The sequence below is a fragment of the Rhizobium rhizogenes NBRC 13257 genome, from assembly GCF_000696095.1.
Classification (GTDB): Bacteria; Pseudomonadota; Alphaproteobacteria; order Rhizobiales; family Rhizobiaceae; genus Rhizobium; species Rhizobium rhizogenes.
Genome location: NZ_BAYX01000003.1, coordinates 384,125 through 409,517, shown reverse-complemented (window position 1 = coordinate 409,517; position 25,393 = coordinate 384,125). Strand labels below are relative to the sequence as shown.

Annotated in this window: 27 protein-coding genes; 16 read left to right on the top strand and 11 right to left on the bottom strand. The window is 56.7% G+C overall.

Features of this window, described 5'->3' with window-relative positions; all coding sequences use genetic code 11:
• Positions 1-13: 13 nt before the first annotated feature.
• Entirely contained in the window at positions 14-352 is a 339-nt protein-coding gene (locus tag RRH01S_RS08820; RefSeq protein WP_007689700.1) for a slr1659 superfamily regulator, read from the top strand.
• 28 nt (positions 353-380) lie between these two features.
• Here the strand turns inward: RRH01S_RS08820 and RRH01S_RS08815 are convergent, their stop codons facing one another.
• On the bottom strand, positions 381-845 hold the full coding sequence (locus RRH01S_RS08815) for a VOC family protein (RefSeq protein ID WP_012649402.1): 465 nt from the start codon (positions 843-845) through the stop codon (positions 381-383).
• Positions 846-1,034: 189 nt separating this feature from the next.
• On the bottom strand, positions 1,035-1,256 hold the full coding sequence (locus RRH01S_RS08810; protein ID WP_007689698.1) for a hypothetical protein: 222 nt from the start codon (positions 1,254-1,256) through the stop codon (positions 1,035-1,037).
• Positions 1,257-1,838: 582 nt separating this feature from the next.
• On the opposite strand from RRH01S_RS08810, the gene RRH01S_RS33405 reads away from it, so the two are divergent.
• Together RRH01S_RS33405 and RRH01S_RS08805 are read left to right on the top strand one after the other, a co-directional pair.
• Positions 1,839-2,063, top strand: a complete 225-nt coding sequence (locus RRH01S_RS33405) for a hypothetical protein (protein ID WP_007689697.1) — start codon at positions 1,839-1,841, stop codon at positions 2,061-2,063.
• Positions 2,064-2,074: 11 nt separating this feature from the next.
• The gene (locus RRH01S_RS08805; RefSeq protein ID WP_234711669.1) at positions 2,075-3,163 is read left to right on the top strand and encodes a transporter; all 1,089 of its coding nucleotides are present in this window, start codon (positions 2,075-2,077) and stop codon (positions 3,161-3,163) included.
• Here RRH01S_RS08805 and RRH01S_RS08800 read toward each other — a convergent pair.
• The 3 genes from RRH01S_RS08800 to RRH01S_RS08790 form a co-directional block, all read right to left on the bottom strand.
• A complete protein-coding gene (locus RRH01S_RS08800; RefSeq protein ID WP_234711668.1) occupies positions 3,160-4,227 on the bottom strand; it encodes a nucleotidyltransferase family protein in 1,068 nt (355 codons plus the stop codon). The genes RRH01S_RS08805 and RRH01S_RS08800 overlap by 4 nt on opposite strands.
• Before the next feature lie 367 nt (positions 4,228-4,594).
• Complete coding sequence (locus RRH01S_RS08795) at positions 4,595-4,888, bottom strand: type II toxin-antitoxin system RelE/ParE family toxin (protein WP_037222627.1); 294 nt, start codon at positions 4,886-4,888, stop codon at positions 4,595-4,597.
• Positions 4,888-5,142 carry a type II toxin-antitoxin system ParD family antitoxin gene (locus RRH01S_RS08790; protein WP_012649398.1) on the bottom strand — a complete coding sequence of 85 codons (255 nt, stop codon included), beginning with the start codon at positions 5,140-5,142 and terminating at the stop codon, positions 4,888-4,890. Before RRH01S_RS08790 ends, RRH01S_RS08795 begins: the two co-directional genes overlap by 1 nt.
• Positions 5,143-5,462: 320 nt before the next feature.
• Here RRH01S_RS08790 and RRH01S_RS33925 point away from each other — a divergent pair, with 320 nt between their 5' ends.
• Complete coding sequence (locus RRH01S_RS33925; protein WP_110924608.1) at positions 5,463-5,687, top strand: ATP-binding domain-containing protein; 225 nt, start codon at positions 5,463-5,465, stop codon at positions 5,685-5,687.
• Between the two features lie 554 nt (positions 5,688-6,241).
• Here the strand turns inward: RRH01S_RS33925 and RRH01S_RS08780 are convergent.
• The gene (locus RRH01S_RS08780; protein ID WP_034522328.1) at positions 6,242-6,670 is read right to left on the bottom strand and encodes a universal stress protein; all 429 of its coding nucleotides are present in this window, start codon (positions 6,668-6,670) and stop codon (positions 6,242-6,244) included.
• Positions 6,671-6,681: 11 nt separating this feature from the next.
• Positions 6,682-6,981, bottom strand: coding sequence for a hypothetical protein (locus tag RRH01S_RS08775; RefSeq protein ID WP_037222128.1), 300 nt, complete (start codon positions 6,979-6,981; stop codon positions 6,682-6,684).
• Positions 6,982-7,391: 410 nt separating this feature from the next.
• Here RRH01S_RS08775 and RRH01S_RS08770 point away from each other — a divergent pair, with 410 nt between their 5' ends.
• From RRH01S_RS08770 to cydX, 11 genes are all read left to right on the top strand, one after another.
• Entirely contained in the window at positions 7,392-9,326 is a 1,935-nt protein-coding gene (locus RRH01S_RS08770; RefSeq protein WP_042471196.1) for a heavy metal translocating P-type ATPase, read from the top strand.
• Positions 9,327-9,454: 128 nt separating this feature from the next.
• On the top strand, positions 9,455-9,766 hold the full coding sequence (locus RRH01S_RS08765; protein ID WP_012649393.1) for a hypothetical protein: 312 nt from the start codon (positions 9,455-9,457) through the stop codon (positions 9,764-9,766).
• 69 nt (positions 9,767-9,835) lie between these two features.
• Entirely contained in the window at positions 9,836-10,591 is a 756-nt protein-coding gene (locus RRH01S_RS08760) for a CBS domain-containing protein (protein WP_051696904.1), read from the top strand.
• A complete protein-coding gene (locus tag RRH01S_RS08755; RefSeq protein ID WP_042470958.1) occupies positions 10,588-11,904 on the top strand; it encodes an NRAMP family divalent metal transporter in 1,317 nt (438 codons plus the stop codon). Before RRH01S_RS08760 ends, RRH01S_RS08755 begins: the two co-directional genes overlap by 4 nt.
• 248 nt (positions 11,905-12,152) lie before the next feature.
• The gene (locus RRH01S_RS08750; protein ID WP_012649390.1) at positions 12,153-12,890 is read left to right on the top strand and encodes a CBS domain-containing protein; all 738 of its coding nucleotides are present in this window, start codon (positions 12,153-12,155) and stop codon (positions 12,888-12,890) included.
• Between the two features lie 339 nt (positions 12,891-13,229).
• Complete coding sequence (locus tag RRH01S_RS08745; protein ID WP_034522330.1) at positions 13,230-13,820, top strand: GbsR/MarR family transcriptional regulator; 591 nt, start codon at positions 13,230-13,232, stop codon at positions 13,818-13,820.
• A complete protein-coding gene (cydD, locus tag RRH01S_RS08740) occupies positions 13,817-15,583 on the top strand; it encodes a thiol reductant ABC exporter subunit CydD (RefSeq protein ID WP_012649388.1) in 1,767 nt (588 codons plus the stop codon). Before RRH01S_RS08745 ends, cydD begins: the two co-directional genes overlap by 4 nt.
• On the top strand, positions 15,580-17,268 hold the full coding sequence (locus RRH01S_RS08735) for an amino acid ABC transporter ATP-binding/permease protein (RefSeq protein ID WP_042470954.1): 1,689 nt from the start codon (positions 15,580-15,582) through the stop codon (positions 17,266-17,268). Before cydD ends, RRH01S_RS08735 begins: the two co-directional genes overlap by 4 nt.
• 81 nt (positions 17,269-17,349) lie before the next feature.
• The gene (locus RRH01S_RS08730) at positions 17,350-18,951 is read left to right on the top strand and encodes a cytochrome ubiquinol oxidase subunit I (RefSeq protein ID WP_012649386.1); all 1,602 of its coding nucleotides are present in this window, start codon (positions 17,350-17,352) and stop codon (positions 18,949-18,951) included.
• A 5-nt stretch (positions 18,952-18,956) separates the two neighbouring features.
• A complete protein-coding gene (gene cydB, locus RRH01S_RS08725) occupies positions 18,957-20,111 on the top strand; it encodes a cytochrome d ubiquinol oxidase subunit II (RefSeq protein ID WP_012649385.1) in 1,155 nt (384 codons plus the stop codon).
• A 22-nt stretch (positions 20,112-20,133) separates the two neighbouring features.
• Complete coding sequence (gene cydX, locus RRH01S_RS33400; protein WP_012649384.1) at positions 20,134-20,247, top strand: cytochrome bd-I oxidase subunit CydX; 114 nt, start codon at positions 20,134-20,136, stop codon at positions 20,245-20,247.
• Positions 20,248-20,342: 95 nt separating this feature from the next.
• Here the strand turns inward: cydX and RRH01S_RS08715 are convergent, their stop codons facing one another.
• Both RRH01S_RS08715 and RRH01S_RS08710 read right to left on the bottom strand, forming a co-directional pair.
• Entirely contained in the window at positions 20,343-22,262 is a 1,920-nt protein-coding gene (locus RRH01S_RS08715) for a hybrid sensor histidine kinase/response regulator (RefSeq protein ID WP_037222075.1), read from the bottom strand.
• Between the two features lie 21 nt (positions 22,263-22,283).
• Positions 22,284-23,042, bottom strand: a complete 759-nt coding sequence (locus RRH01S_RS08710; RefSeq protein ID WP_037222072.1) for a Crp/Fnr family transcriptional regulator — start codon at positions 23,040-23,042, stop codon at positions 22,284-22,286.
• A 143-nt stretch (positions 23,043-23,185) separates the two neighbouring features.
• On the opposite strand from RRH01S_RS08710, the gene RRH01S_RS08705 reads away from it, so the two are divergent.
• The gene (locus tag RRH01S_RS08705; protein WP_012649381.1) at positions 23,186-23,911 is read left to right on the top strand and encodes a response regulator; all 726 of its coding nucleotides are present in this window, start codon (positions 23,186-23,188) and stop codon (positions 23,909-23,911) included.
• Positions 23,912-23,939: 28 nt separating this feature from the next.
• Here the strand turns inward: RRH01S_RS08705 and RRH01S_RS08700 are convergent, their stop codons facing one another.
• Together RRH01S_RS08700 and RRH01S_RS08695 are read right to left on the bottom strand one after the other, a co-directional pair.
• Complete coding sequence (locus RRH01S_RS08700) at positions 23,940-24,377, bottom strand: hypothetical protein (RefSeq protein ID WP_037222070.1); 438 nt, start codon at positions 24,375-24,377, stop codon at positions 23,940-23,942.
• A gap of 67 nt (positions 24,378-24,444) precedes the next feature.
• Positions 24,445-25,356, bottom strand: coding sequence for a universal stress protein (locus tag RRH01S_RS08695; RefSeq protein ID WP_374188748.1), 912 nt, complete (start codon positions 25,354-25,356; stop codon positions 24,445-24,447).
• Positions 25,357-25,393: the final 37 nt, after the last annotated feature.

The window sequence follows — 25,393 nt, the reverse complement described above, 5'->3', positions numbered from 1 at the left end:
CGGGAGAAATGCCATGGAAATCAGAGAAGAAGCGTTCCGCGTTTGGTCCGAAGGCACTGCCGTTTATTTTGATGGAACCATGCGATTGGCGGGGCCTGACGCCTATGCGCCGATTTACAATCTGGCTATGAAAGCGCTTGAAGATAAGAGTGGCAAGGCTGTTTTCGATCTGACCGGCCTGCAATTCTTGAATTCGTCCGGTATCAATCTGCTTGCCAAGCTCACGATCGAGGCGCGCAAGCATCCGCATCTCCATCTGACGGTGCGCGGCTCCTCACAGGTCCCCTGGCAGATGAAATCACTGCCGAATCTGAAGAAATTGCACCCGAGCCTGGATCTGCGACTGACGTGAGGTGCTGCGAGCGTCGCATAAGCGGTGTTCAGCCTTTTGCCGTCGCTTCCAACCCAGCGATATCGAACTTCGCCTTATGGAGTTGGTCCTCGCCTACATGCTCAGTCTTGGCTGGTGCCGGTACACGATCGCCAAGCTGCCTAGGCAGGATTTTCCAGCGCAAGCCCCAGCGGTCTTGCAAAATGCCGCCCTGCTCCGTCGAGGCACCCTCCTTCAACGTATCATACAGGCTCTCAATCTCCGCCTGCGTCTCACACAAGACGGTTATTGAGGAGTCATGATCGAACGGTGCGAGTGGCCCCGCTTCGAATGCCATGTAAGAATGATTGCAAAGGGTGATTCCCGCTACTTTTACGCAGCCGGCCGGCCCGTTCGGGTTGTCGGCAGGAATGTTCGAAATCCAGCCGATCGAGGAGCCTGGGATTAACGACGTGTAGAGTTCGATCGCAGATTCCATATCGCGTCGAAACCAGAGATGTTGTCTGATCTTCATCGTATTGTCCTTCTTCGTACGGCAATCCTGGATAGAACAAGGCCTTGCGACGAACTTGGCCGCTATCCGATAAAAGTCATGCCGCCGGCGAGCCACCTTCTTGTCGAGTGGCGCCGCCGGCGGCTTGGCCGAAGAGTTACCGGCATCCGCTTGCGCTCACCACTCTGGCGCGCGGACGCTCACGCATCACTAGATTTCTGTAACCCTTCCGGCGAGAGCCATCACGTAGTCGTCGGCGATGTCGGCCAAAGTCAACGCGACCTCGGGCTCCTTCCAACCTGCAACAAGCGTCGCATGCACGAAATCTCGAAAAGCCACAGCAAGCACTTCCTCGCGCTCAACTGCGCGATACGCGTCATTAGCAGAATGTTGAGGCTTGCTGATCTGTATTGTCGAACGAGTAGATACCATCTTATTTCCCCCTTAAAGAACGCCCTATCGGGCCGCATTGCACGTTCGTGATATAATCGGTCCATGTCGACCGCTCTGCTATTGTGCTTCTTTTTTAAGGGCTTACGCGTGGCGAGTCGTTAGCCGTGCATCCGGAAACTTGCAGCCGCGTCCATTTTCGCAATTGCTGATCTAAGATCCTTCGCCATTCGCTAAGTGGTCAGTTGTTTCACAAAGCTAGGTCTGCTCATCCATAGCTCACCAGATGCCAGGGATGCGCTGCGACTGTCTGTATAACTAATTATTCTTCGGAATATTTGGCCATGAATCTGCATTCAAATAATGATCTTGGCTTTTAACAAGACATTATGAAACATAATTACGTTCCACTTCAGAATATATCTGAAATTATAATCATAATAAGCCGATTGTTTAATATTCTAAATCCGTTACGGACATGTTTATTGCGATATTGCACGAAACTACATACTGTGTCAGTATACTTATTGTGGTAAGTCTCGTTTATTAAACTGCCTGCAAGGAATAAATTATGCTCAGACGGGATGAAAATACTTTCATCCCGCGTGTTTTGGGGAGGTTTTTATGGACAGAGAAGATCAAAGAGAAAAAGTTGGCCCAAGCCGGCGCGAGTTCGTCGAAGGTTGCGGAAAGTACGCCGCTTTGGCACCGCCCGTTTTGACCTTCCTGCTCTCCACTACAATGACTTCAGGGGCTATCGCCAAGTCGGGTAATGGCAACAATGGGTTTGGCAATGGCGGCGGAGATGGCGTGCCAGGTCACTCCGGTAAGGAAGACGTGAATCGCTGATCGACCCGCCTATGAATATAATGCTGCTGCCCGGCCGAAGGATTTCGATTACGCAATTGGGTGATGCTTTTGCATTATTCAACAGCCGGGAGCAGCATCTCTATGAAATAGACAAGCTCGCGGCTTGGGCATGGCAACGTGTCTTCAACAGCACTGCAGGCATGAGCCGCAGGCATTTGCTGACCAAATTTTCATCCGAGTTCGGGCTGACAAGCGAAGATGCTGGAAATTTACTCGACCGATATATCGAGTTGGGTATCCTCGATACGTGCGCCAGTTCGACTTCAGTCTTTGCCCTCCATTTGAATGGAACCAGATGGTTGATCGAGTGCCCGAAAGTCTTATCCGGGGAATTGAAAGAGCTTTTTCGGGGCCTCGTCGTACCGCTGAAGTCACAGTGGGGACATCATTACCTCACCATTAAGGTCAATTCTTATCGATACGAACTTATGGCGGATGGCGAATATCGGGGCATATTTGCTCAGGCGGAAATAGTGCCCGCGGTAAAGGCATTTCTGACAGACGCATTGCTGCAAACAGACTTCATGCTTGCGTTGCACGCCGCTCTCCTGCGTTTCGGAGACTCGCAACTGCTGATCGCCGGCGCCTCCGGCGCGGGAAAAACAACGCTCGCCCTCGCTTTGGCCGCGGAAGAAGAATGCGCGATCCTCGGGGACGATATTGTCATTATCGACGAGACAAATCGGCTTCGTGGCATCCCGTTTCCGGTCGCTGTAAAGGATGGAAGCTGGCTGCTCTTACAAGACTTTTGCCCGCAGCTTGCCTCGCTTCCCGTTCACATTCGCCCAGACGGGAAGATCGTCAAATTTCTTCCTGGCGAAGTCGAGAGCGATGATAATTGGTCGATGAAGACCAGGACAATTATCTTTATTCGACAAAATCCGGGGCGCCAGTGTTCGCTATCGAGGATACATCCGTTGGCTGCGTTTCAAAGACTGCTTGCGGAAGCGGCCGCGCCTGGTCATCGATTGACCGATGCCGCATTCGGTGCACTGCGTGAATTGGTCAACACATCGCAGGCATTTGAAATGGAATTCTCCCGTTTGGACGATGCCGTCGAGACCATAAGAGAGCTTTAAATTTCTTGTGATACTTGCGCCGCAATGACTTTCTGCCCCTTGCGAATAATACGCGCAGGCAATTCATGCCAAGGGCCCCGAAATCGCCAATGGATCTGCGCAACACGAATACCCCAAGCGATACGTCCAAAAGACCGGATCACACCTCCCACCTGAGGATGGTATTCGTTGCGCCGTAAATGATGGTGCACACCAAGCCATGAAGGGATTGTCCGGGCCGCCGCGATGTTGGCCTCAAAAACAGCGTTGAGCGCCAATATCTGCGCATTCAGCATTGCGCGACCTAACGGATCCGAAAGCAGGATATCCATTTCTGTCCAATCAATCTTATCCTGTGATTTCGAAAGCAGGTATAGTTCGAAGAGGTTTCGCAGATCGATGTGAAAACGCCAGAGATGTCCATCCTTCAACATGTCGTGGACAATCCAATGCTGTGCCTGAAGAGTGGCTGAAAGTATGTGTGCTCTTCCGCGACCGACATCGATCTCCCGCTTGTGCTGCGCGAGTGTAGTGTCGGAAGGCCAGTATCGGGGGTAGCGGCCGGGTGGATAGTGCAAGTCGACAGCGCCAACGTCTTTGGATCGTCCCCAACCGAAAGCTTCAATTGGCGCATATCCCAGTTGAACCAAACACTTCTCCGCGGTTTGCCTTTCATCATCTCCCACCACGAGATCGAGATCTCGCATGATACGAGCTGTTGGCCGCTCTGTTTTCGCTAGCGCCAGTAGCGCAGCCCCCTTGGTGAGCGTCGGTGTTATTCCTGCCGCATTCATCGCCGCAACCACTTCCTCCAATTGCGCGCGAAGCCTTTCATTTCGCTCAACATTGCATCGATGAATGAAGCAAAGGAACGAAGCTACTTCTTCTGGCAGCAAGCCCAGCTGTCCTCGTTCTGATATGGATGACCACATTGCAGGAGTGAGCAAACTATCATTTGCGAGCGTCAGTACCGGCTCCCAATCGACAACAGTCGACGGGTTCCCGAGCAAGCAGGACGCCAGTTGATCAACGATTAAACTTGCAGGGCCTGTCATAGAATCCCCGGCTATTTTGGCAACAACCATGTTTACATCAACAATAACGCAAACTTGTTGATTTAAATCAATTACTTTTCCACAAATACATCAACCAATAGATCATACAATTGCTATTTCTCGAGAATTTCTTCAAAATAGAAGTAACCTTCGCGGATTTTATAATGCTTTGTCTGGAAAATTGACACGCTTCGCACTTGCCTCACGATGCTTTACTTCGGCCGAACAGGAAGCTAGGCCCGAAGATGCCATCGGCAAGCTAAGGAGACCGATGTGTTTCATGGAAGCCATTATGTTAATGGAGCGGCGGCCAAAATGTGAAGCCTGAAGGTACAACCAGATTTGCACATGCCCTTCGCACCAATACAACTGTGCTTATTCGCTCAATCGGCGAGGCCTAAACAGAATCGCTCGCCCAGTCTTCATGTCCATGACGTATTCGGATCACGAAAATGGCTCCGTCTTCTTCGATCCGATAGACAACGAGATGGGCTTTGAACGGATGGATTCTGACCGGCGGCGAAATCTCTTCTCGCTCACGCGCCATTCGTGGATTAGCGGCAATCAGGTCAAGAAGCGAGAATAGTTCGTCATGATATCGCTTAGCATGCGCGGATCCGAATAAGCGGACGCCTTGCTCGGCGATCGCAATAATGTCCTCTTCCGCTTCGACAAAAAGGCTAAAACGCATTATCTGTCGCCGCGCGTCATCTCCCCATGTGCGATTGCCGTGGCAAAGAGTTCGTCCTTCGACCGGCCACCAACACCACTTTTGAGACCGTCATCGACGAAGCGTTGCATGGCGGCAATCTTATCACTGCGCACTTGGTCCCTTCGAATCAGGTCGCGCACATAGTCACTGGCGTTGGAATATCGCCCGGTCTTGGCTTGCGCCTCGACCCAATCTTTCATTGGGTCCGGTAACGATACATTCATCGTAGCCATTCAAGCCTCCATACTGCATCTAAGTTAGCTGAATTTGGCAAAGTTTGTCAAACTCGATCGCTTTAGACATGGCTGCGCAGCTTTGATTAGGTTCATTTTCCGCACATCGCCCAATGGCGCTTTCTCGATGGTGTGAAACGCCAATCTCTAAATGGTGCTCTCGAAAGGGATGTGAACCGCCGATCCCCAAAACACGTCTGCTATTTCAACGAAATCAATGAATTGAAACGTAATGCCTAATTATGGAACTAACGTGCGGTTTCGCAAGTGTTGCTTTTCCGCAAAACCGCCGTTTACGTTGCTGTGGATTTCTGTGAAAAATCGCTGTTTGGCCTGTTCATACGGCCCAGGGATCGGCATTCAAGGGGGTGATCGTTCCGGTCGTTCAATCGAAACTGCTGGACCGCATGATACTCTACACGGCCATCCCTCGCAGCATGAAGACTGTCGTGCTCGTCGGCGACATCGATCTCATCAACGAGATAGTTGCGGCAATTCCGAAATCTCTGGATCGCGAGCAGAACTTACGGTTCAACGGCATTTGATTGCCGACCAGGGCCGTAACATTCCCCTGCCAAAAAACGCGCGTCCATGAACTAACCTCAAAGGGTTACCGAACTTGCAAGCCAGCGGACGTGGGGATCATGCGGTCGATTCTCCTTGCGACAACTTCAATGGCATCGTTGTTCTCGATGATCTCCCCTAGGAAAGGCAAATTGCATTGTAAAGCTTTGTATGTTTGCAGAACTCGGTCACCAAGCCGTTCTCTGCCGGGGCGGCTCGCTTCGCGGGCGACGACAGTATCCAGAGGTGCCCATATGGTGAAAAGGTGGATTGGGATAGTTACGGGTAGAAGGCCACAGAACCATTCGAATGAGTCACGCTTTTCGAAAATGTAGTCGAGCAAAATTCGTTTTGCGCCCATCTCCAAATAACTGGAAACGTATGGTCTCCGGATGCGAGAATATCAGCAACCACGCGAGAACCGATGTAGACTGGAGTGATTGCAAATCGAACGACTATCAAATCGCCCGAACCGAGACTTTGATATTTCGCAAAAATGCCGCCGTCTCGGTCCAGCATTTCACAGGCTGTATATCTATTGTTTCGCCGCAGGCAAAATCCGATCGATGTGGACGGAGCATTTTGCGTGATGGACAATGTGGTCGACCGTCGAGCCAAAGACATGATCCAACACGTCGGGCGTATGAGCGGCCACGACGATCAGATCAGCACTCATTTCGGCGGCAATCGCAAGGATCGTATCGGCGGCACGGCCGGTACGGACATGGACAAGCGCTGGCACGGAAAGCTGCTTGCAAAGCTGCGACATCTTTTCTTCCGCCTCGCTAATAATAGAGACAGCCCAGTCGTCCGGTCGTTGCTGCACAAGGGATGGGAAACGCTCGACAGTGTGAGCGACATGCAAAATTCCGCCGGTGTTAAGAAGCGCATAGGCCGTACGCACCAAATGCTCGGCTCTCTCCTTGGATCCAAGGCCTACGGCACAGACGATCGTCTTGTACATGTCCCCACCTCTCAAAAGAGATCCTTGCCGCCCGTGCCGACAAATTCGCTTCGAAATCCCCGCGCCTGCGCCTGCTTCATAAACTGGTTCGCGCTCAGTATATCCACCCTGAAGCTGTCACCCAGAGATTGGCCGAGAGGATAGCATATTTCGTCACGAACCCATGCTTGGGCGCTGGGCGACAGAACCGTGATTTCCCATTCGTTGCTGCCGGCTCGGTCGAGGCGAAAGTTGCAGTTTTGATGATAGGGAGGTGGACACCCGGCACCCGCAAGGAGCGCTTCGCCCGTTCGTGTACAATCCATGCTCATGATTTTCGTATCCTCTCTTCTGTCTTGAAAGAGCAACCGCCATTAGACTTTTCACACACCTAACGGCGTTCACGCTCAGTTTGAGCCTCAGCTCATCCGCGAAGCTTCGTCCTTGGATGAGCGAAGGTTCGTCCGTGACCATCTCTTTTGGGATCCGTCGCTGGGAGAAAGATAGGGTTGATCAAAGTCCACATCATTGATTGAGATCAAGGAATGGAACAGGCCTTCAAGGCTAACAGAAGCTCATGGATCCATCATGGGCCTGTCGTTTGCGTCCGGGTTGCCAACCTTGAAAATTGAGACAGATCAATGTCCGCTGCGGTGGGATCGGCTCTAATGGCTCGCATGAAGCGCGTCTGAATATCGGCCCGAAGCCAGCCTTTTCACGCACCCAATTAGCGGAGCCGATCATGATATTCGCCAGCGTGACCAGCACGGTAGTTTCCCTGCTAAAAACCGATGGGTCATCATTGGTGCTGATCGCATCATCTGGGCTTTTGGCAGGCCTGACCTTCGCAGTAATCGACAGCGTCGCGCTTGCCTCATTTGTCTGGGCACTCGCCACCTTGCCGATCCTGAGCGCGTTGTTGCTGCAGACCTTCCGTTCCTTGCGTCGCGGCGATCTCGGATTGGATATCGTCGCCGCTTTGTCGATGGCCTTTGCCCTTTCATATGGCGAGAGCCTCGCAGCCAACGTCGTTGCGCTGATGTATGCGGGAGGGCAGATGCTGGAGGGATATGCATCCGGCCGCGCCGCCCGTGAGATGACAATGCTGATGGGACGGATGGCACGAACTGCATTTCGCTATGTTGGCGATCGGTTGGAACTAACTCCTATCGAGAAGATAGTTGCTGGTGATCATATCATGATCCGCCAAGGCGAAGTGTTGCCTGTCGATGGTATTCTCCTGTCTGCCCGGGCTATTCTTGACGAATCTGCGTTAACGGGAGAGCCACTGCCTGTGGGTCGTCGGGCCGGCGAAGAGGTTCTAAGCGGCAGTGCATCGATAGGTCCCGTCTTTACTGTCAAGGCACTTCGCCCTGCCTCTGAGAGCACATATGCTGCGGTCGTACGCCTCGTCGAGACGGCGCAAAAGAGCAAGGCGCCCATGGCGCGTCTTGCGGACCGCTATGGCTTGGTGTTTCTGCTCATGACAGTAGTGATAGCGTCGACGGCCTGGCTGCTGTCCGACGATCCGCGACGTGCTCTTGCTGTTCTCGTCATCGCCACGCCCTGCCCGCTTATCCTGGCCGTACCGGTCGCGCTCATGTCGGGTATCTCGCGCTGTGCCTCGATAGGCTGTCTGGTGAAAGACGGTAGCGCTCTTGAAGCCTTAAGCCGAGTGCGGGTTGCCATCCTCGACAAGACTGGCACTCTCACGCACGGCAAAGCCCAAGTCGTGGCGGTTGGCTGCGGCGATTGGGTCGACAAGGACGAGTTGTTGCGTCTTGCCGCCTCGTTGGATCAAGCATCGAGCCACGTCATGGCAGCTGCTTTGATCGCAGCGGCGCATGAGCGCAATCTACTGCTCTCCCCACCGACCAATGTCGAAGAAGTCGGTGGAACGGGGCTTGAAGGAATGGTGGACGGACGCCGCGTCGTGATCGGCGGTAGCCGCTTTGTGAAAAGCCGAAGTGCTCCTGGCGCTTCCCACGCCTTTGAAGATCACCATCGATCTGGTGAAGCCGCGGTGACAGTCGCAATCGACGGTGTTGTCGCAGGAAATATCATCATGGCCGATCCGGTGCGCGCGGAAGCGATCAGCGTTCTGCAGCGATTGCGCAGTGCCGGAATTGCGAAAATCGTTCTTGCCTCCGGCGATCGTCTGGATGTTGCCTCGCACGTCGGCAACATCCTCGGCATCGAACAGGTGCTCGGCGAACAGACACCTGCTTCGAAAGTGGAGGCCGTTATCGCGGCCAAAAGCTTCGGTCCGGTAATGATGGTGGGTGACGGCGTCAATGACGCGCCGGCGCTCGCGGCGGCCGATGTGGGTGTTGCTTTAGGCGCGCGTGGAGCGGCGGCCTCCTCGGAGGCGGCAGGTGTCGTCCTGCTCGTGGACCGGCTCGATCCTTTGGCAAGCGCGCTGGTTGTCGCCCGCCGGACCGTTGCGATCGCCCGGCAGAGCGTGGTTGCGGGACTTGGCCTTTCAGTTGCCGGCATGATCGCCGCAGCATTCGGCTATTTGCCTCCGCTGCACGGTGCCTTGCTTCAGGAAGTCATCGATGTCGCAGTCATCCTGAATGCATTGCGCGCCCTTGGGCCGTCCAAATCAGAGGATGACCCATATAAGCAGTTCGCGAATATCGCGACCAGACCTGCCTCCAAGGCGCAATTATCCTGAAACACAGATCACCGCGTCGCCCTTCACCGGATTGGGAAGATTCCTCTCCTCATTGATTCTGATCAATGCCGCGGTAGCGAATATCCGCAGACTGCTTCCTGCAACCAAACCCAAGAAGGAATAAGCAAATGCTAAGAGCCAGACGCGACAGCCTGGGTGGCGCAGCCTCTAAAGCCATTCCCTCCCTCGGTGAGGTAGAGGGCCGCATGATGGTTCTTGAACTGATCGCGCTGACGGCACTCACCCGTCTTATGCGTCTTCATGACGTCGGAGCACGAGCCGATCTCATGAAAGCGATGCGACACGCCATAGATCGAAAATGCCATGACGCCAGATTATGCGGGACTGATACGCAGTCCGCCGAGACATATGCGGAGGAATTGCTGGCCTGCGCGCAAGAGCAGTCGATCGATCTGGAAGAAGCCCGAAAACACGCCTGATAAGCACTCAGAAGATCGAGACAGTCTCGAAGCGCCTGTAAGCTCATTTCACTGCATCGCTGCGCGTTCATGGCCAGCGCGGCTTCTAAAATGCAGATGGTGAACGAAGAAGGGGTAACAATGCAGGCCAAGGACATCATGACCAAGAACGTCATTGCGGTCATACCTGCGTTGAATGTTCGAAACGCGGCCTTGCTCATGCGCGCCAAAAATATCAGCGGCCTTCCAGTCATCGGCGATGACGGCGAAGTGTGTGGAATCCTGACCGAAGGGGATCTCATGCGACGCGTCGGTGACAATTGGGTGTCGTCAGTGAACGACGCAAGGGAGCATGACGGTCGGCATGGTCTAAACACTTTCGTTCAAATCCACAGTTGGTCGGTCGGCGAAGCGATGAATCGCAATGTTATAAGCGTTCCCCCTGATACCGATGTCGGGCGGATCGGTACCCTGATGTTAGCTCACAGGATCAAACGGGTTCCAGTCATCAACGATCACCGCCTTGTCGGCATTGTCAGCCGACGTGATCTGCTCAACCCCATCATTGACGCGCCCGGTCAAAATATCGAGAGCGAGGATGACACTATAAGGCTCGCCGTGACGGCACGATTGGCGACAGATCTCGGGTTCGGAAACGATCAAGTCGAAGTCACCGTAAAGGATAGACAGGTGCAAGTGCAGGGGAAGCTCGATTCCAATATCCAGCGCCTGGCAATACGGATACTTGTGGAAGGTATTCAAGGTGTTGGCGGATATATTGACCAGACAACACTCCTGCCGTCCAACGTCATCAGTTTTTCCACCACGTCCAACGGTGCCAGATGACCCAGGAACTGATCGCCGATGAACATCATTCGTGGCGTTCGCGATTGTTAGGTCGTCTCGCACGCCTGCGGGAGCACCCGCTTGCCAGCGTCGGGCCGGGTCTTATCACTGGCGTTGCCGACGATGATCCCAGCGGTATCGCTACCTATTCCCAGGCAGGCGCTCAGTTCGGCCTGAACATGCTCTGGACCATGCCCGTGTCGTTTCCGATGATGGCCGTCGTGCAGTTGACCTGCGCGCGGATTGGGCGGGTGACCGGGCGGGGCTTGGCTGCAAACATCAAGGAAACCTTCCCGCCGCTCGTCCTATATGCGGTGGTGTTCTCGCTTCTGATCGCCAATATTCTAAATATCGCCGCCGATGTTGCGGCCATGGGCGAAGTCGCGGAGTTGGTCACGGGCGTGAACCGTCACCTGATGACGATGTTCTTCGTCTTTGGGACGCTTGCACTTCAGGTCTTCATTCCATACCACCGCTACGTCGCGTTTCTGAAATGGCTGACGATTTCGCTACTAGCTTACGCGGCTGTCCTATTCACCGTCCATATCGACTGGCAGCAAGTCGCCTTGAGAACGATATGGCCGGCGATCACCCCGACACCCGCCTACGCCGCCGTAGTCGTCGGCGTCTTCGGCACGACGATCAGTCCCTATCTCTTCTTCTGGCAGGCATCGGAAGAGGTCGAGGATATGAATGCGAACCCCAATGCGACGCCGTTATCCACAGATAGTGCGGCGGCCCCCAAAGAACTCCGGCGGATTGGCTGGGATACCTGGAGCGGCATGCTCTACTCCAACCTCACGGCCTTCTTCATCATATTGGCAACGGCCGTTACGCTGAACGTCGCCGGCATCACGCATATCGACACCGCCGCGCAAGCGGCAAGCGCGCTACGGCCGCTCGCCGGACCGTTTGCCGCGCTTATCTTCGCGCTCGGAATTTTAGGCGTTGGCCTCATCGGCGTCCCTGTTCTCGCAGGCTCCGCCGGCTATGCATTTGCAGAGGCCATGGGCTGGAAATTCGGACTTGAACGCGCGCCCAACGATGCCAGAGGTTTCTACACGGTGATCGCCATTAGCGTGCTTTTGGCCCTGGTTATCCAGTATTCGCCGATCACACCGATGAACGCTCTGTTCTGGAGCGCCGTGTTCAACGGCCTGCTCGCAGTGCCCCTGCTCATCGTCATCTTGTTGCTGGCGGCCAACTCGAAGGTCATGGGCGCATATACGATGGGCAAGACCGCCGCATGTGTTGGCTGGACCACGGTTGCCCTGATGGCGGTCGCGGCTATGATGATGTCTATCCCCTCATAGCCTTCCCGTTCGGGCTTTTATCGCACCGGCCCAAATCCATCTCCCTCTCCTCACCTTCCCTGCGTGCAGAGATGCGCCCCGATGCAGTCAAGAACCGAACGGTTCCTACCCAAAATACCTCACGCAGCACCGTCAAATTGACGCCGATCAAAGTGGGATGACGAACGGCTTGCTACCCTTGTGTGGCGAAAAACGAAAAGGCGCAGAGCCTTTTCCCCAAATACACAGGATCAGAGCAGGAGACGAGCATGCTTATTCAAGCGGTCATGAACGCACCGGCCATCACCGTCAGCCCGGAAACGTCTGTCGTGGACGCGGCAAGGATTATGCTCGATCGTCGCGTCAGCGGTCTCCCCGTTGTCGATGCCAGCGGCAACCTTGTCGGCATTGTCAGTGAAGGCGATTTCCTTCGCCGCGGGGAATTGCACACTGAACGCAACCGGTTCTGGCTGCTCGATTTTCTGAGCAGCCCCGGCAAGCTTGCCGATGAGTATGTTCTTTCGCATGGCCGCAGCATCGAGGAAGTGATGACATCTGAGGTTGTCACCATCGCACCCAACGCCCCGCTCATCGAAGCTGTCGACCTCATGGAAAAGCATGGAATCAAGCGCCTGCCTGTCGTCGTAAAAGGCAAGGTCATCGGGATTGTCTGCCGATCGGACTTGTTGCAGGCATTGGCCAAGATGCTGCCGAAACAAACGGTACACGTCAGCGACGAGACGATCGCAGAGGCGGTTATTGCGGAATTATCGCAGCAGAGCTGGAGCCAGAACGGCTACATAAAAGTCAAAGTTCTCAATGGCGTGGTGGAACTGTCCGGAAGTATCTTCGATGAGCGCGAACGGCTGGCTGCGAAGGTCGCAGCGGAGAATGTGCCCGGCGTCAAATCTGTTACCGATCAGATCACATGGATCGATCCCTACCTTGGCGTTGCCATGCCTGCGCCGGGCGCACTAGTCCAGCCGGAGCTATCTTTGCGGGTTTAAGGGAGGCAGCGAGGCGGGAGAGCAGACGATCAGTCCGTCACTCCGCCTTGACTGTTTCAACCGCCTAGATACTTCACGCAACATCGTCTGCTTGTTCGAGACGACGGAGATATCGTCGCGGCTTTGGTGAAGCGAATGCCTTGCAGCACACGTCCCTCTGATATTTTCCGAGGTTGACCTAGGTCAAAGCGAGACCGGCCAAGACCATCTAGAAAACACCTAGATCAACACCTCAACGGCGCAGATTGACGCATGGGCGACATCGCAATTGCTAAAGTGCTTAACTGGAATACAGTGATTTCAGAAATTTCTGAAATCACTGTATCAACGGAAATCGCCATGAATCTGCCGCCTCTCGTCCAATCCTTCGTTCTTCATTTCGGCGAGATGGGCTCTCGCTGGGGCATCAATCGCACGGTCGGGCAGATCTATGCCCTGCTTTACGTGTCCCCGCAGCCGCTTTGCGCGGAAGAAATCGTTGATGCGCTCGGTATCTCGCGCTCGAACGTATCGATGAGCCTGCGCGAGCTACAGGCCTGGAACCTGGTCCTACTCAAGCACAGGCCAGATGATCGCCGCGACTTCTTCACCACACCTGACGATGTCTGGCAGATCCTGCGAACGCTCGCCGAAGAGCGTAAGAAGCGCGAGGTCGACCCGACCCTTACCGTGCTGCGGGAAATCCTGATGCAGCACCCGGCAAGCGATGATGAGCGCTATGCCCAGGGGCGCATGAGCGAAATGCACGGCCTGATCGAACAGCTCACCAACTGGTACGACGAGGTACGGCTGCTGGAAACCGACCGGCTTGCGACATTGTTGTCGCTCGGGGCCAAGGTGACGAAGCTTCTCGAAGCGAAGGACCGTGTCGTCTCGCTCGGCCGCAGGCGCACAAACACCAGCCCCATCGACAAGAGGCAAGGGCAATGACCAGTCCTTTCTTCGATACGGCAGCAATACCAGAAAATGGACAAGAACCGGATATCGGCATCGCCAGTACTTCGACCCTGTCCGATTCTACGAAAGACAGCTCACGAAAAGTAATGCCCGCCAAGTTGGCACGCGCTGCCCTCGTGCAGACCTTGGCAGCCCTTCTCTGGATTCCTCAAGCGGCTCTGCTCGCTCTGGGCGTAGGCGCGCTTGCCGACGGGCGCGGCGTTGCGGAAACGGTCGTGCCGGCGCTGCTCGTCTTTCTTCTTGGCGCCTTGCGTGCTGGGCTCGATGCCATAGGCGGACGTTTGGCCTTTCGGGCGGCGCGCGTAGAATTGACCCGGCGGCGCGAGATTGCCGTTACAGCACTCGCCGCCCGATCGCCACTGGACAGCAATCGTCCAGCGTCCGGTTTTGCCGCCAGCCTGATCGCCGAGCAGGCTGAAACCATCGTGCCCTATCTTGCTCGTTTCCGGCCGGCGCGGCTAAAGGCAAGCACCGTCCCACTGACCATACTCGTCTGCGTTGCGCCCGTCTCGTGGGTCGCAGCCCTCATTCTGCTCTTCACGGCGCCGCTGATCCCTGTGTTTATGGCCTTGATCGGCTGGCGAGCCAAGGAGGCAAGCGAAAAGCAACTGGCCGAGACCGGCGGGCTGAATGCTTTTCTCCTCGACCGACTGCGCGGCCTTGCCACCATTCGCGCGCTCGGCGCTGTCGATCTTACCGCCTTGCGGCTGCGGGCCGATGCCGAACAGCTCAAAATCCGCACCATGGCCGTGCTCAGAATAGCCTTCCTATCCTCCGCAGTGTTGGAGCTGTTTGCCGCGCTGGGCGTTGCCGCAATAGCAGTCTATGTCGGCTTCAATCTGCTCGGCGCGATCGATGTCGGGACATGGTCCGGCAAATTGAGTCTGACCCCCGGTCTGTTCATTCTCCTGCTGGCTCCGAGTTTCTTCGAGCCTCTGCGAGAACTATCGGCAGTCTGGCACGACCGGGCAGCCGGAGAAGCTGCCTTGGACGCTCTCAACGCGCTGTCCAGCACCGGCGTGATGCTGCCAGGCTGGCGCGATGAAAAGGCGGCGGAAACCAGCCGTGATCGTACATTGCCGTCAATCAATATCAGTCGGCTCCGTTTCCGGCATCAGCCCGAACGAATGCCTGTTTTCGATGATTTCAGCCTGGCAATCGCAGCCGGTGAGCATGTGGCTCTCTTGGGAGAAAGCGGTGCGGGCAAGACGACCATGCTGTCGTTGATTGCTGGCCTTGCTCCTTCAGAGAGTGGCACGATCCATATCGGCGGCCGGCGGCTTGACGATATCTCCGCTGCGAAGCTGCGGCGACGCATGGCCTGGATAGGGCAGCGGCCGCATATTTTTGCCGGCACGATGAACAGCAACATCACGCTTGGTCGCCCCGAAGTCAGTCCGCATACAGTACAACAAGCGATCGATCTCGCCTGTCTGCGGCGGGTCGCAACCCAGCGCGGCACGGCGTCGATCGGCGAAAGCGGGGCGGGCCTATCGGGGGGCGAGGCCCTCCGGTTGGCGATTGCCCGTGCCGCCGCAACCCCGCATATCGACATCATCCTCGCGGACGAGCCGACCGCGCATCTCGACACCGAAACCGCACGCGATATCACTGATGCATTGTTGGCGGTTGCTCGCGGACGGACGCTCGTTGTTGCCACCCATGATCCGGTTCTGGCCGCAAGAATGGGTCGGGTGATCCATATCGACGCATCGGTTCGGGAGAAAGCGGCATGACGTCGACATTCTCCGCTCTTTATCCCATTTGTCGGTTTTTCCTGGCGGGGCGCAAACGCGCATTGTTGCTCGGCGCACTGCTGTCAGCTCTCACTGTGCTTGCCGGTATCGCTTTGCTCGGGCTCTCGGGTTGGTTCATTACAGCTGCTTCGCTTGCCGGCCTGACGGCAACAGCGATCACCTTCGATGTCTTTGCCCCTTCGGCCGGTATCAGGCTGTTGGCGATCCTTCGCACCGGCGCCCGCTACGGCGAACGGCTGACGACCCATGATGCGACGCTCGGCCTGCTTGCGGCGCTACGCGAAAATCTGTTTCGTGGTTGGGCAGCACCCGGGGCAGCAACGATATTGATGCACAGGCCGGCCAAGCTCCTTTTCCGGCTGACGGCGGATATCGACGCGCTCGATTCCCTTTATTTGCGCGTTCTGGTGCCGGCCACTGTCGCCATTGTCTCGGGCCTAGCGGTCAGCATCGCGCTGATGCTGCTCTCGGTCCCCTTCGGCCTGCTCGCCGGCCTATGGCTCATTGCTGCCGGTCTCGGCATTCCGGCTCTTGCGGGACGCTTGGCTCTGAAACCCGCACGGCGACGGGCGCACGCAATCGAGGCGCTGCGCTCGCGTGCTGTTGATCTCATTGCAGGACAGATGGAACTCGTCATGGCCAACAGGTTGCAGGCGCAATGTACGGCGATTGCCGCCGCCGATCACCGCCTGAGCAAGGCAGACGACATACTGAACCGGATTGAAAGCGGAGTTACAGTCGGTTTCGGCCTCGCTTCAGCCGCGTTGCTGTCCGGCACTTTACTGACGGTCACCTCGTTGGCCGAACGCGGCATTATCGGTGCACCAGTCACCGCCTGTGGCCTGTTGATGGCGCTCGCTGCGCTCGAACCCTTTGCAGTGCTGCGTCGCGGAGCACTGGAACTCGGCCGCACCATGCTTGCTGCCCGCCGCCTTTCACCGCGTCTGGTACAGGTTTCTCACTCCCCCGCACATCAGATGCCGCCGGACGGTCTGGCCGTCCGTCTCTCCAGCGTTTCCGCCCGATATGAGGGAGCGGCAGTGGCTTCGCTTGAAGACATCTCGCTTTCGCTGGCGCTGGGCGAGCATCTGGCGGTGATCGGCCCAAGCGGAGCAGGAAAATCGACCCTGTTTGCCATTCTCGCCGGCGAACTCGCCGCCGAAAGCGGCACGGTTGAAACTGTGATGGCGTCGACGCTGACACAGCGCACCGAGCTTTTCCAGGACAGCCTGCGAGACAACTTGCGTCTTGCCGCCTCGGAAGCAAACGACGATATGCTCTACAGTGCGCTTGCGGATGCGGGCCTGCTCGCGGATGTGCAAGCCCTGCCGAAAGGGATCGACACGCGCCTCGGCGAAGGCGGGCTAGGCCTGTCCGGCGGACAATCCCGTCGCTTGGCGCTTGCTCGTCTGTTCCTGCGCGGCACGAAACTCTGGCTGCTCGATGAGCCGACCGAAGGTCTCGACCGCGAAACCGGACGGGATGTCATGCGGCGCCTTGCCAGTCGTAGCCGCGGCCGTTCGCTGGTGATCGCCACACATATTCGCCGGGAAGCCGAGATCGCCGATCGGATCGTCGTTCTCGACAAGGGCCACATCGTCGTAACCGCGCGGCGAGGAGAAACCGAATTCAACACAGCGCTCGCCAGGTTGAGGCAGGACTGAGACGACTGACCGATCAATCGTAACCGTGGCCGTTCAAAGTTGCGGTGCATCAACCACCCTCTGGGGCGTTGGAGAAAGACTATGGAACTCGATATCGTCGCGCTATCGCGCCTGCAGTTCGCCATGACGGCGCTCTATCACTTTCTTTTCGTGCCGCTGACACTCGGCCTTTCCGTGCTTCTTGCCATCATGGAGACGACCTATGTCATGACTGGCCGCCAGATCTGGCGGCAGATGACGAAGTTCTGGGGGACGCTGTTCGGCATCAATTTTGTGCTCGGCGTCGCCACCGGCATCGTCATGGAGTTCCAGTTCGGCATGAACTGGAGCTATTACAGCTATTATGTCGGAGACATCTTCGGTGCGCCGCTGGCGATCGAAGGGCTGATGGCCTTCTTCCTGGAGGCAACCTTCGTCGGCCTGTTCTTCTTCGGCTGGGAAAAACTCTCCAAGGTCGGACATCTGGTGGCGACCTGGGCCGTCGCGCTCGGCTCCAATTTCTCGGCCCTGTGGATCTTGATCGCCAATGGGTGGATGCAGAACCCGGTCGGCTCGGCGCTCAACCCGCAGACCATGCGTATGGAGATCACCAGTTTCTACGATGTGGTCTTCAATCCGGTCGCCCAGGCGAAATTCGTTCACACCGTATCGGCCGGCTATGTCTGCGCTTCCATCTTCGTGCTTGGCGTCTCCGCCTGGTATATGCTGAAAGGCCGGCATATCGAGATCGCCAAGCGCTCGATGACGGTTGCCGCCTCCTTCGGCCTGGCTTCGGCCCTTTCGGTCGTCGTTCTCGGCGACGAGAGCGGTTATCTGTCGACCGAACATCAGAAGATGAAGCTCGCGGCGATCGAGGCCATGTGGGAAACCGAGCCGGCGCCTGCCGCCTTCACCGCCTTCGGCTTTCCGGATCAGCAGGCACGGGAAACCCATTATGCCGTGCATATCCCCTGGGCCATGGGCCTGATCGGCACCCGCTCGCTGACGACGGAAATTCCCGGTATCAACCAGCTCGAAAAGCAGGCGGAGACCCGCATCCGCGACGGCATCAAAGCCTATGATGCGCTGATGAAGATCCGCGCCGCCCAATCGACCGCCGCCAGTGCCGCAACACAGGACCCAGCCGCCGAGCAGGCACGCTCCTCTTTCGAGGATATCGGCCATGAACTCGGCTATGCTCTGCTGCTGAAGCGCTATGTCGACGATCCCCGGCAGGCGACGGAGGCGCAGATCGCTCAGGCTGCGCGCGATACCATTCCCCATGTGCCGACGCTCTTCTGGTCCTTCCGCATCATGGTCGGTCTCGGCATGTTCTTCATTCTGCTGACAGCGATCTTCTTCTGGCTTTCGGCCCGCCGTCAGCTCGATCGCTATCCATTGCTGCTGCGCATCGCTGTCTTTGCCATTCCACTTCCCTGGGTCGCCATCGAATTCGGCTGGATCGTCGCAGAATTCGGCCGTCAGCCGTGGGTCATCGAAGGCGTATTGCCGACTGCTGCTGCCGTTTCCAATCTCGGGGCCGGCAGTGTCCTGATCACCCTGCTCGGCTTTGCGGCGATCTATACGGCGCTGATCGTCATCGAAATGAGCCTGATGGTGAAGGGCATTCGCAAGGGTCCGGAACCAGACGACGAACCGGAAGCCGATCTGATTTCAGAAACCCTCATCCCTGCTGCGGAGTAACCACCATGATCCTTCATGAATTGATCGACTACGAGACTCTTCGCATCATCTGGTGGCTGCTGCTCGGAGTGCTGCTGATCGGCTTTGCCGTGACCGGCGGCTTCGACCTCGGTGTCGGCACGTTGCTTCCGTTCGTCTCCAAGACGGACACCGAGCGGCGCATTGCCATCAATTCGATCGGCCCGACCTGGGAGGGTAACCAGGTCTGGCTGCTGCTAGGCGGTGGCGCCATTTTCGCCGCCTGGCCGCCGCTTTACGCGGTCTCCTTCTCCGGTTTCTATCTGGCGATGTTCGCGATCCTCTTCGCGCTCATCCTCAGGCCGGTGGCGTTCAAATACCGATCCAAGCACGAGAGCGCCCGCTGGAAGGCAGGCTGGGATTGCGCGCTGTTCATCGGCGGCTTCGTTCCCGCGCTGATCTTCGGCGTGGCGGTCGGCAATGTGCTGCAGGGCGTGCCCTTCCGTTTCGCCGACGATATGCGGATCTACTACGAAGGCTCGTTCTTCGGCCTGCTCAATCCCTATGCTCTGCTTTGCGGCCTTCTCTCCGTCGCCATGCTCACCATGCACGGCGCCGCGTGGCTGCAACTAAAGACGAGTGGCAATGTCGCGGAAAGAGCACGCCGTTATGGCAGTCTGGCAGCGCTTGCGACGGTCGTGCTTTTTGCCCTTGGCGGCCTCGCTCTTTGGTATGGAGTCGACGGTTATCGCATTACCAGCCAGATCAATTCGATCGGTCCGTCCAATCCGCTCTTGAAGACAGTCGACCATAGCGCCGGTGCCTGGTTCGCAAATTACGGTAGCCATCCGTGGATGATGGCCGCTCCAATCTTCGGCTTCATTGGTGCCGTCGCCACGCTACTGTCGATGCTTGCCCGCCGCGAGCTCGCGCCGCTGCTCTTCAGCAAGCTCGCCATCTTCGGCATCATCTCGACGGTCGGCGTCTCGATGTTCCCGTTTATCCTGCCTTCTTCGCTCGACCCGCGCTCCAGCCTCACGGTCTGGGACGCGTCCTCAAGCCACATGACACTATTCGTCATGCTCGTCGCAGTGCTGATCTTCCTCCCGATCATCCTTCTCTACACCACCTGGGTCTATCGGGTGCTGTGGGGCAAGGTCGACGCCCAGACGGTCAACGACAAAAACGGACACGCCTACTGAACCCCGTACAAGGAGAAAGAACATGTGGTATTTCGCCTGGCTCCTCGGCTTCCCGCTTGCCGCCGCCTTCGCTGTCCTCAACGCGATGTGGTACGAACTCGTCGACGATAACGCCAAAAAGAACAAGCGCGGATAATGTGCAGGCGGTCGGACACGCAGCCCGGCCGCCAATTAACAACCAACAAGGCATGTCACGGCGCTGCCGTGCAGCCTCTCAAAAATTTAAGAAGATCAATCGAGGAGTTCGCGCAGGCGAATGGCCAATTCCCGGGCGGTATAGGGCTTCTTCAACCAGCTGCCCGCCTCCGCCAACTCTCGGCCGGCGATCGTAGGCTCGGCATAGCCGGATGTAAAAAGCACCTTGATTTCCGGCCGCAATGCCCGAACTTTGTGCGCCAGTTCGTCACCGGCCATGCCGCCAGGCATCACGACATCAGTGAACAGCAGGGCGATGTCCGGATTTTCCTGGAAAGCCGCTAGAGCTTCGGCGCCATTCGTCGCCTCGATGACGCTATAGCCCGCATCAAGAAGCCGAGAGACGGCGACGCGGCGAACCCGCGCGTCGTCCTCGACAACGAGGATGCGTTCGAAACCCTTGGGAATCTGGAGCTTCTTATCCTCTGCCGCGCGTGGCGGCTCCTTTGCTGCCCGTGCCTTTAGCGCTGGTAAGAAGATCCGGATGCTCGTCCCCTGCCCAATCTCGCTGTAAAGTTGGACATGACCTCCAGATTGCTTGGCAAAGCCATAGACCATGCTGAGGCCAAGGCCCGTCCCCGCCCCCATGCCTTTCGTAGTGAAGAAAGGTTCGAAAGCATGTTCCTGGGTCTCGCTCGACATTCCAACGCCGGTATCGGTCACGGAAATCAGCACATACTCGCCGGTGCGGACCTGCGGATACATCTGAGCATAATCAGCATCGAGCCGTACCGGAGAAATCTCGATGGAGAGGAAGCCGCCGCGTGGCATTGCGTCCCGCGCGTTGAGCACAAGGTTGAGAAGAGCGTTCTGCAATTGGGATCCGTCGACAAGCGCCTCGTTCATGGAGCCGGTAACGACCGTTCGCAATTCGATCGTCTCGCCAAGCGTGCGCCGCAGAAGATCGGAAAAGCTGGACACGAGCTGTCCGATGTCCACGAGCTTTGGATTGAGCGGCTGGCGGCGGCCGAACGCCAGGAGCTGGCCGGTCAGCTTAGCGCCGTCATCTGCCGCAGCCTGCGCCTCCAAAACCAGTGAAAGCAGCTTCGGATCTTGAAGTCTTGCTTCGATCATTTCCAGATTGCCGCTGATGACAGTGAGCAGATTGTTGAAGTCGTGCGCCAGTCCACCGGTCAGTTGGCCGACGGCTTCCATCTTTTGTGATTGCCGCAACTCCTCTTCGATCTTGTGACGGCTGGTCAGGTCACGCACAAATCCGGTAAAGATGCGTTTGCCATTGGCGATGGCTTCGCCGACCGACAGCTCCATCGGGAAGACCGTGCCATCCTTGCGTTGTCCGCTGACGACGCGACCATAGCCGATGATGCGCCGTTCGCCGGTCGTCAGATAGTGCGAGAGGTAACCGTCATGTGCCTCGCGATCCGGCGAGGGCATCAGCATACGAACATTCTTTCCATAAACCTCTTCCGCCGAATATCCGAACAGCTTCTCGGCAGCGGAACTGAAGGAGGCGATCGTACCGCCTTCGTCGATGACAACCATCGATTCAGGGACAGTCGCGAGGATCGACCGCAAATGTGCCTCTCGCTCAGCCAGATCCGCCTGAATTCGTTTCAAGTCACTGATATCGGTATTGGTCTGGACAATGACCGGCCGAGCCGGGTCCACAGAGGACGCCACAACCCACCGGCTGGCAACAACAATAGGCTTGCCGTCCCTGCCGTGATGAATGAGCTCTCCTTGCCAATCAACCTGTCGCGCAATCTTGTCGCGTATTTTGTCGAGAGGTTCCGGGAAGACGGTTGCCAGCAGTTCGTGAACCACTTGACCGATTGCTTCCTGCCGGCTCCAGCCGTAGAGCCGTTCGCAGCCTGTCGTCCATCGGCTGATCACACCATCGAATCCATGAACGATAATGTTCGCACTGTCGAGGACTTCAGCGATCTCATCCAGTCTATTCTCGGCAACTTGTTGCCGTGGCGGCTGCTCGTTCATGTCACTTCCATTTGTGTCCGGTTAGTGGCGCCGGCGCGCACTGTCAAAAACTACGACAGACGAATTACCGTCGTGGCACTCCTCCCCATCGCCCGCAAGATGCGCGAGCATTCCCGGTTTTGCAATGTGGATGGAATGACGACCTACTGGGTTGATAATGCCCCTGTTCGTCAATTTCGTCACGGTCCTGGAGATCGTTTCGATCGTCAGGCCGAGATAGTCGGCGATATCGAGGCGGGTCATCGGCAGATCCACAACGCTGGCCGAACGGTCTTGCTCCTGCTTGCGCCGAAGCTGTTGCAACAGGAAACTGCAGAGCCTCTCCTCGGCATTCTTGCACGACAACAACACCATCTGATCCTGAGCCGCGGCCATTTCGTCGCAAAGCCGGGCAAATAGCTGCGGCCTCAACTCTGGCGAACCGCTGACGATATCCTCAAAAGTTTTGCGGGAGAAGCGACGAAGCTTAGCCGGGGTCACAGCTTCGGCGCTATAGAGATAATGGTTTCTGAGCGACACGCCGACAAGGTCGCCGGGAAACAGAAAGCCGGTGATGACGCGCCTGCCGTCCGCCATGATCTTGACGATGCGCAGAACACCCTCGACCAGCTCAAAAAGATGTTTTGCCGGATCGCCTTCGAAAAACAACGACCTACCGGTCTCGAGCTGTTCCACCGGCAGCTTCCTGAAGAGCGATTGCAGACAGATCGGGTCTGCGCCGCAAACGACAGCAATTTCATTGTAGTTCTGAGCCTGTACTGCATGATTTGCCGACAGCATGACAATCCCTCTCAAATACCTTTTCGATGTCGGATAGATGACTGCTTCCGGGTGACAGCCGAATGCCGGGCGTGTTAGAAACGGTGCAGTTTTGTAACGGATTGTCACAGGGCGCAGCCCGTCTTTACTGGAACCGATTTGCAATGGCCCCGGATCAACAGCGGCGCGAACATGTTCTGGTTGTAGACGACGACCCAAGAATCCGGCAAATGCTGACACGGTATTTCGAGGACGAGGGATATGCCGTAAGCACGGCGTCGAACGGCTTGGAAATGCGGGCCTGTTTGCAACAAGAGAATTTCGATGCCATCCTGCTGGACTGGGTTCTGCCCGGCGGGAAGGACGGACTGGATCTCGCCCGCGAGATTCGTGCGCAATCGGATGTGCCGATCATCATGCTCACCGGCCGCGACGACGTTGTGGACAGGATTGTTGGGATCGAGGTCGGCGCCGACGATTATATCGCCAAGCCCTTTCATCTTCGCGAAGTACACGCGCGCCTGAAATCGATCCTTCGCCGCCGCCAACCGGCAATCAGGAGCCCCGACAAGAATCCGGACGACGTCATCCGCTTCGAGGGTTGGCAACTCGATACCGGCAAGCGGCAACTCCTGGCGGCGGAGGGGCATGAGATCGAGCTCACCACCGGTGAATTCGATATTCTTGTCGTTTTCGCGCGGCATGCTGGACGTGTTCTCAGCCGCGAATTGCTGATGGACCTCACACGCGGGCGCAATCTGGAAGCCTTTGACCGAACGATCGACGCCCAGATCGCACGATTGCGCAAGAAGATCGAAACGGATCCCGCGCGTCCGCAATTGATCAAATCCATACGCGGTGTCGGCTACGTGTTCACCGGCAAGGTGTGACAAGAATCATTTCGGAACCTAGATCTCATCAGTCTTGGTCGTTGGAGTACACCATCAGCCCATGATCCACGCGGTTGAATTGCGCCTCATCCCGCATCCGCGACCAATTCTGTGAATTCTGGCTCCAGAATCGAATCCGCGCGCATTTAAGCTCTCTAGCCCGCGATCTGATCGCCGAGTACAACATACCCGTGACCCCGCGTTCATCGGCCGAACTCGCGACAATGAGAAAGATGACGTCAAGAAGCGATCCCACGACCGGATGATCGCCATGCCGGAATATACTGAGCCCCTGTATATATTCGCGCGAGTTGATGACCACGAGAATCTCTTCGTGGCGGCGAGCATTGGATGCCATCCGATGCCATGCTTGCATGTCAAGAGTTGGGACAACTGCTTGAATGAGAGGATAGGCTTGTGCGATCTGATCAGGCCGCAACGCCGCAATCACATAGGTACCAACCATCTCCCATCCTTTCATGCGCCGAAAAACACCGAACTGGAGAGCGCAAGACGGCGCACCCGGCTTGATGTCATCGCGTCATCAGCAGGGGGATCGGAGTCGTTTCGAGCATCGAGCGCGTCACACCTCCAAAAATCCATTCCCGCATGCGCGAATGTCCGTAAGCACCCATGACAATCAGTTCGGCCCCGATATCCGTAGCGTGTTGCCGCAAGACGTCGGCGACAGAACGACCACCGCTTGCCAGAACATCGACCGATACCCGAACTCCATGGCGCGCAAGGAAGGCAGCGACATCAGCGCCCGGCTCCTCGCCATTGCTGCGGATCGAGGCGTACGGATCGACAATGGCGACACACACATTTACCGCTCCCGTCAACTGTTCCATCGCAGCACGGACTGCCTGGCTCGCCTCATTGCGGGAGTCCCAGGCAACAAGCACCGTGCTTGGACGAAGCGAGGCTGAATATCCTTTTGGCACGACGAAGATCGGAGACGGCGACTGAAACAGTGCGCCGTTCAGTATTGGCCACCGCATATCGTCCTTAGCCAGCAGGCCGCCGCCGATCAATGTCAGATCGACATAGCGTGCCCGTTCGCCGATTTCGTTATCCGCCCATCCAGATTCGGTAAACAGGCTGTCCACATCAAACGAGATGCCGCTCGACTGCAGCAAAGTCTTCGCACTTGCGACCTTCCGGTCGAGCACTTCCATCTCACGCTCACGTTCCTCAACCCATACGGTCGAGACTACCTCACCATTTCCGCCAATGGGAGGAATGGCGAGCACCGTGATCAGCACGGAAAGATGCGCCTCGACTGCGCTGCAAAGTTCGATTGCGGAACGCAGATCGTCATCGTTCTGATCGACACCGATGACACTCAGAATGGTTTTTACTTGCATGATCACACCTCGTGTTTGAACCACTTCGATTGGTGTGAGTTTAAACCACAGCGAATGCTCCGCCTTGATCTTGGTCAAGACTGCTGATCGAAGACGAATCGCGAGCATCGGACAG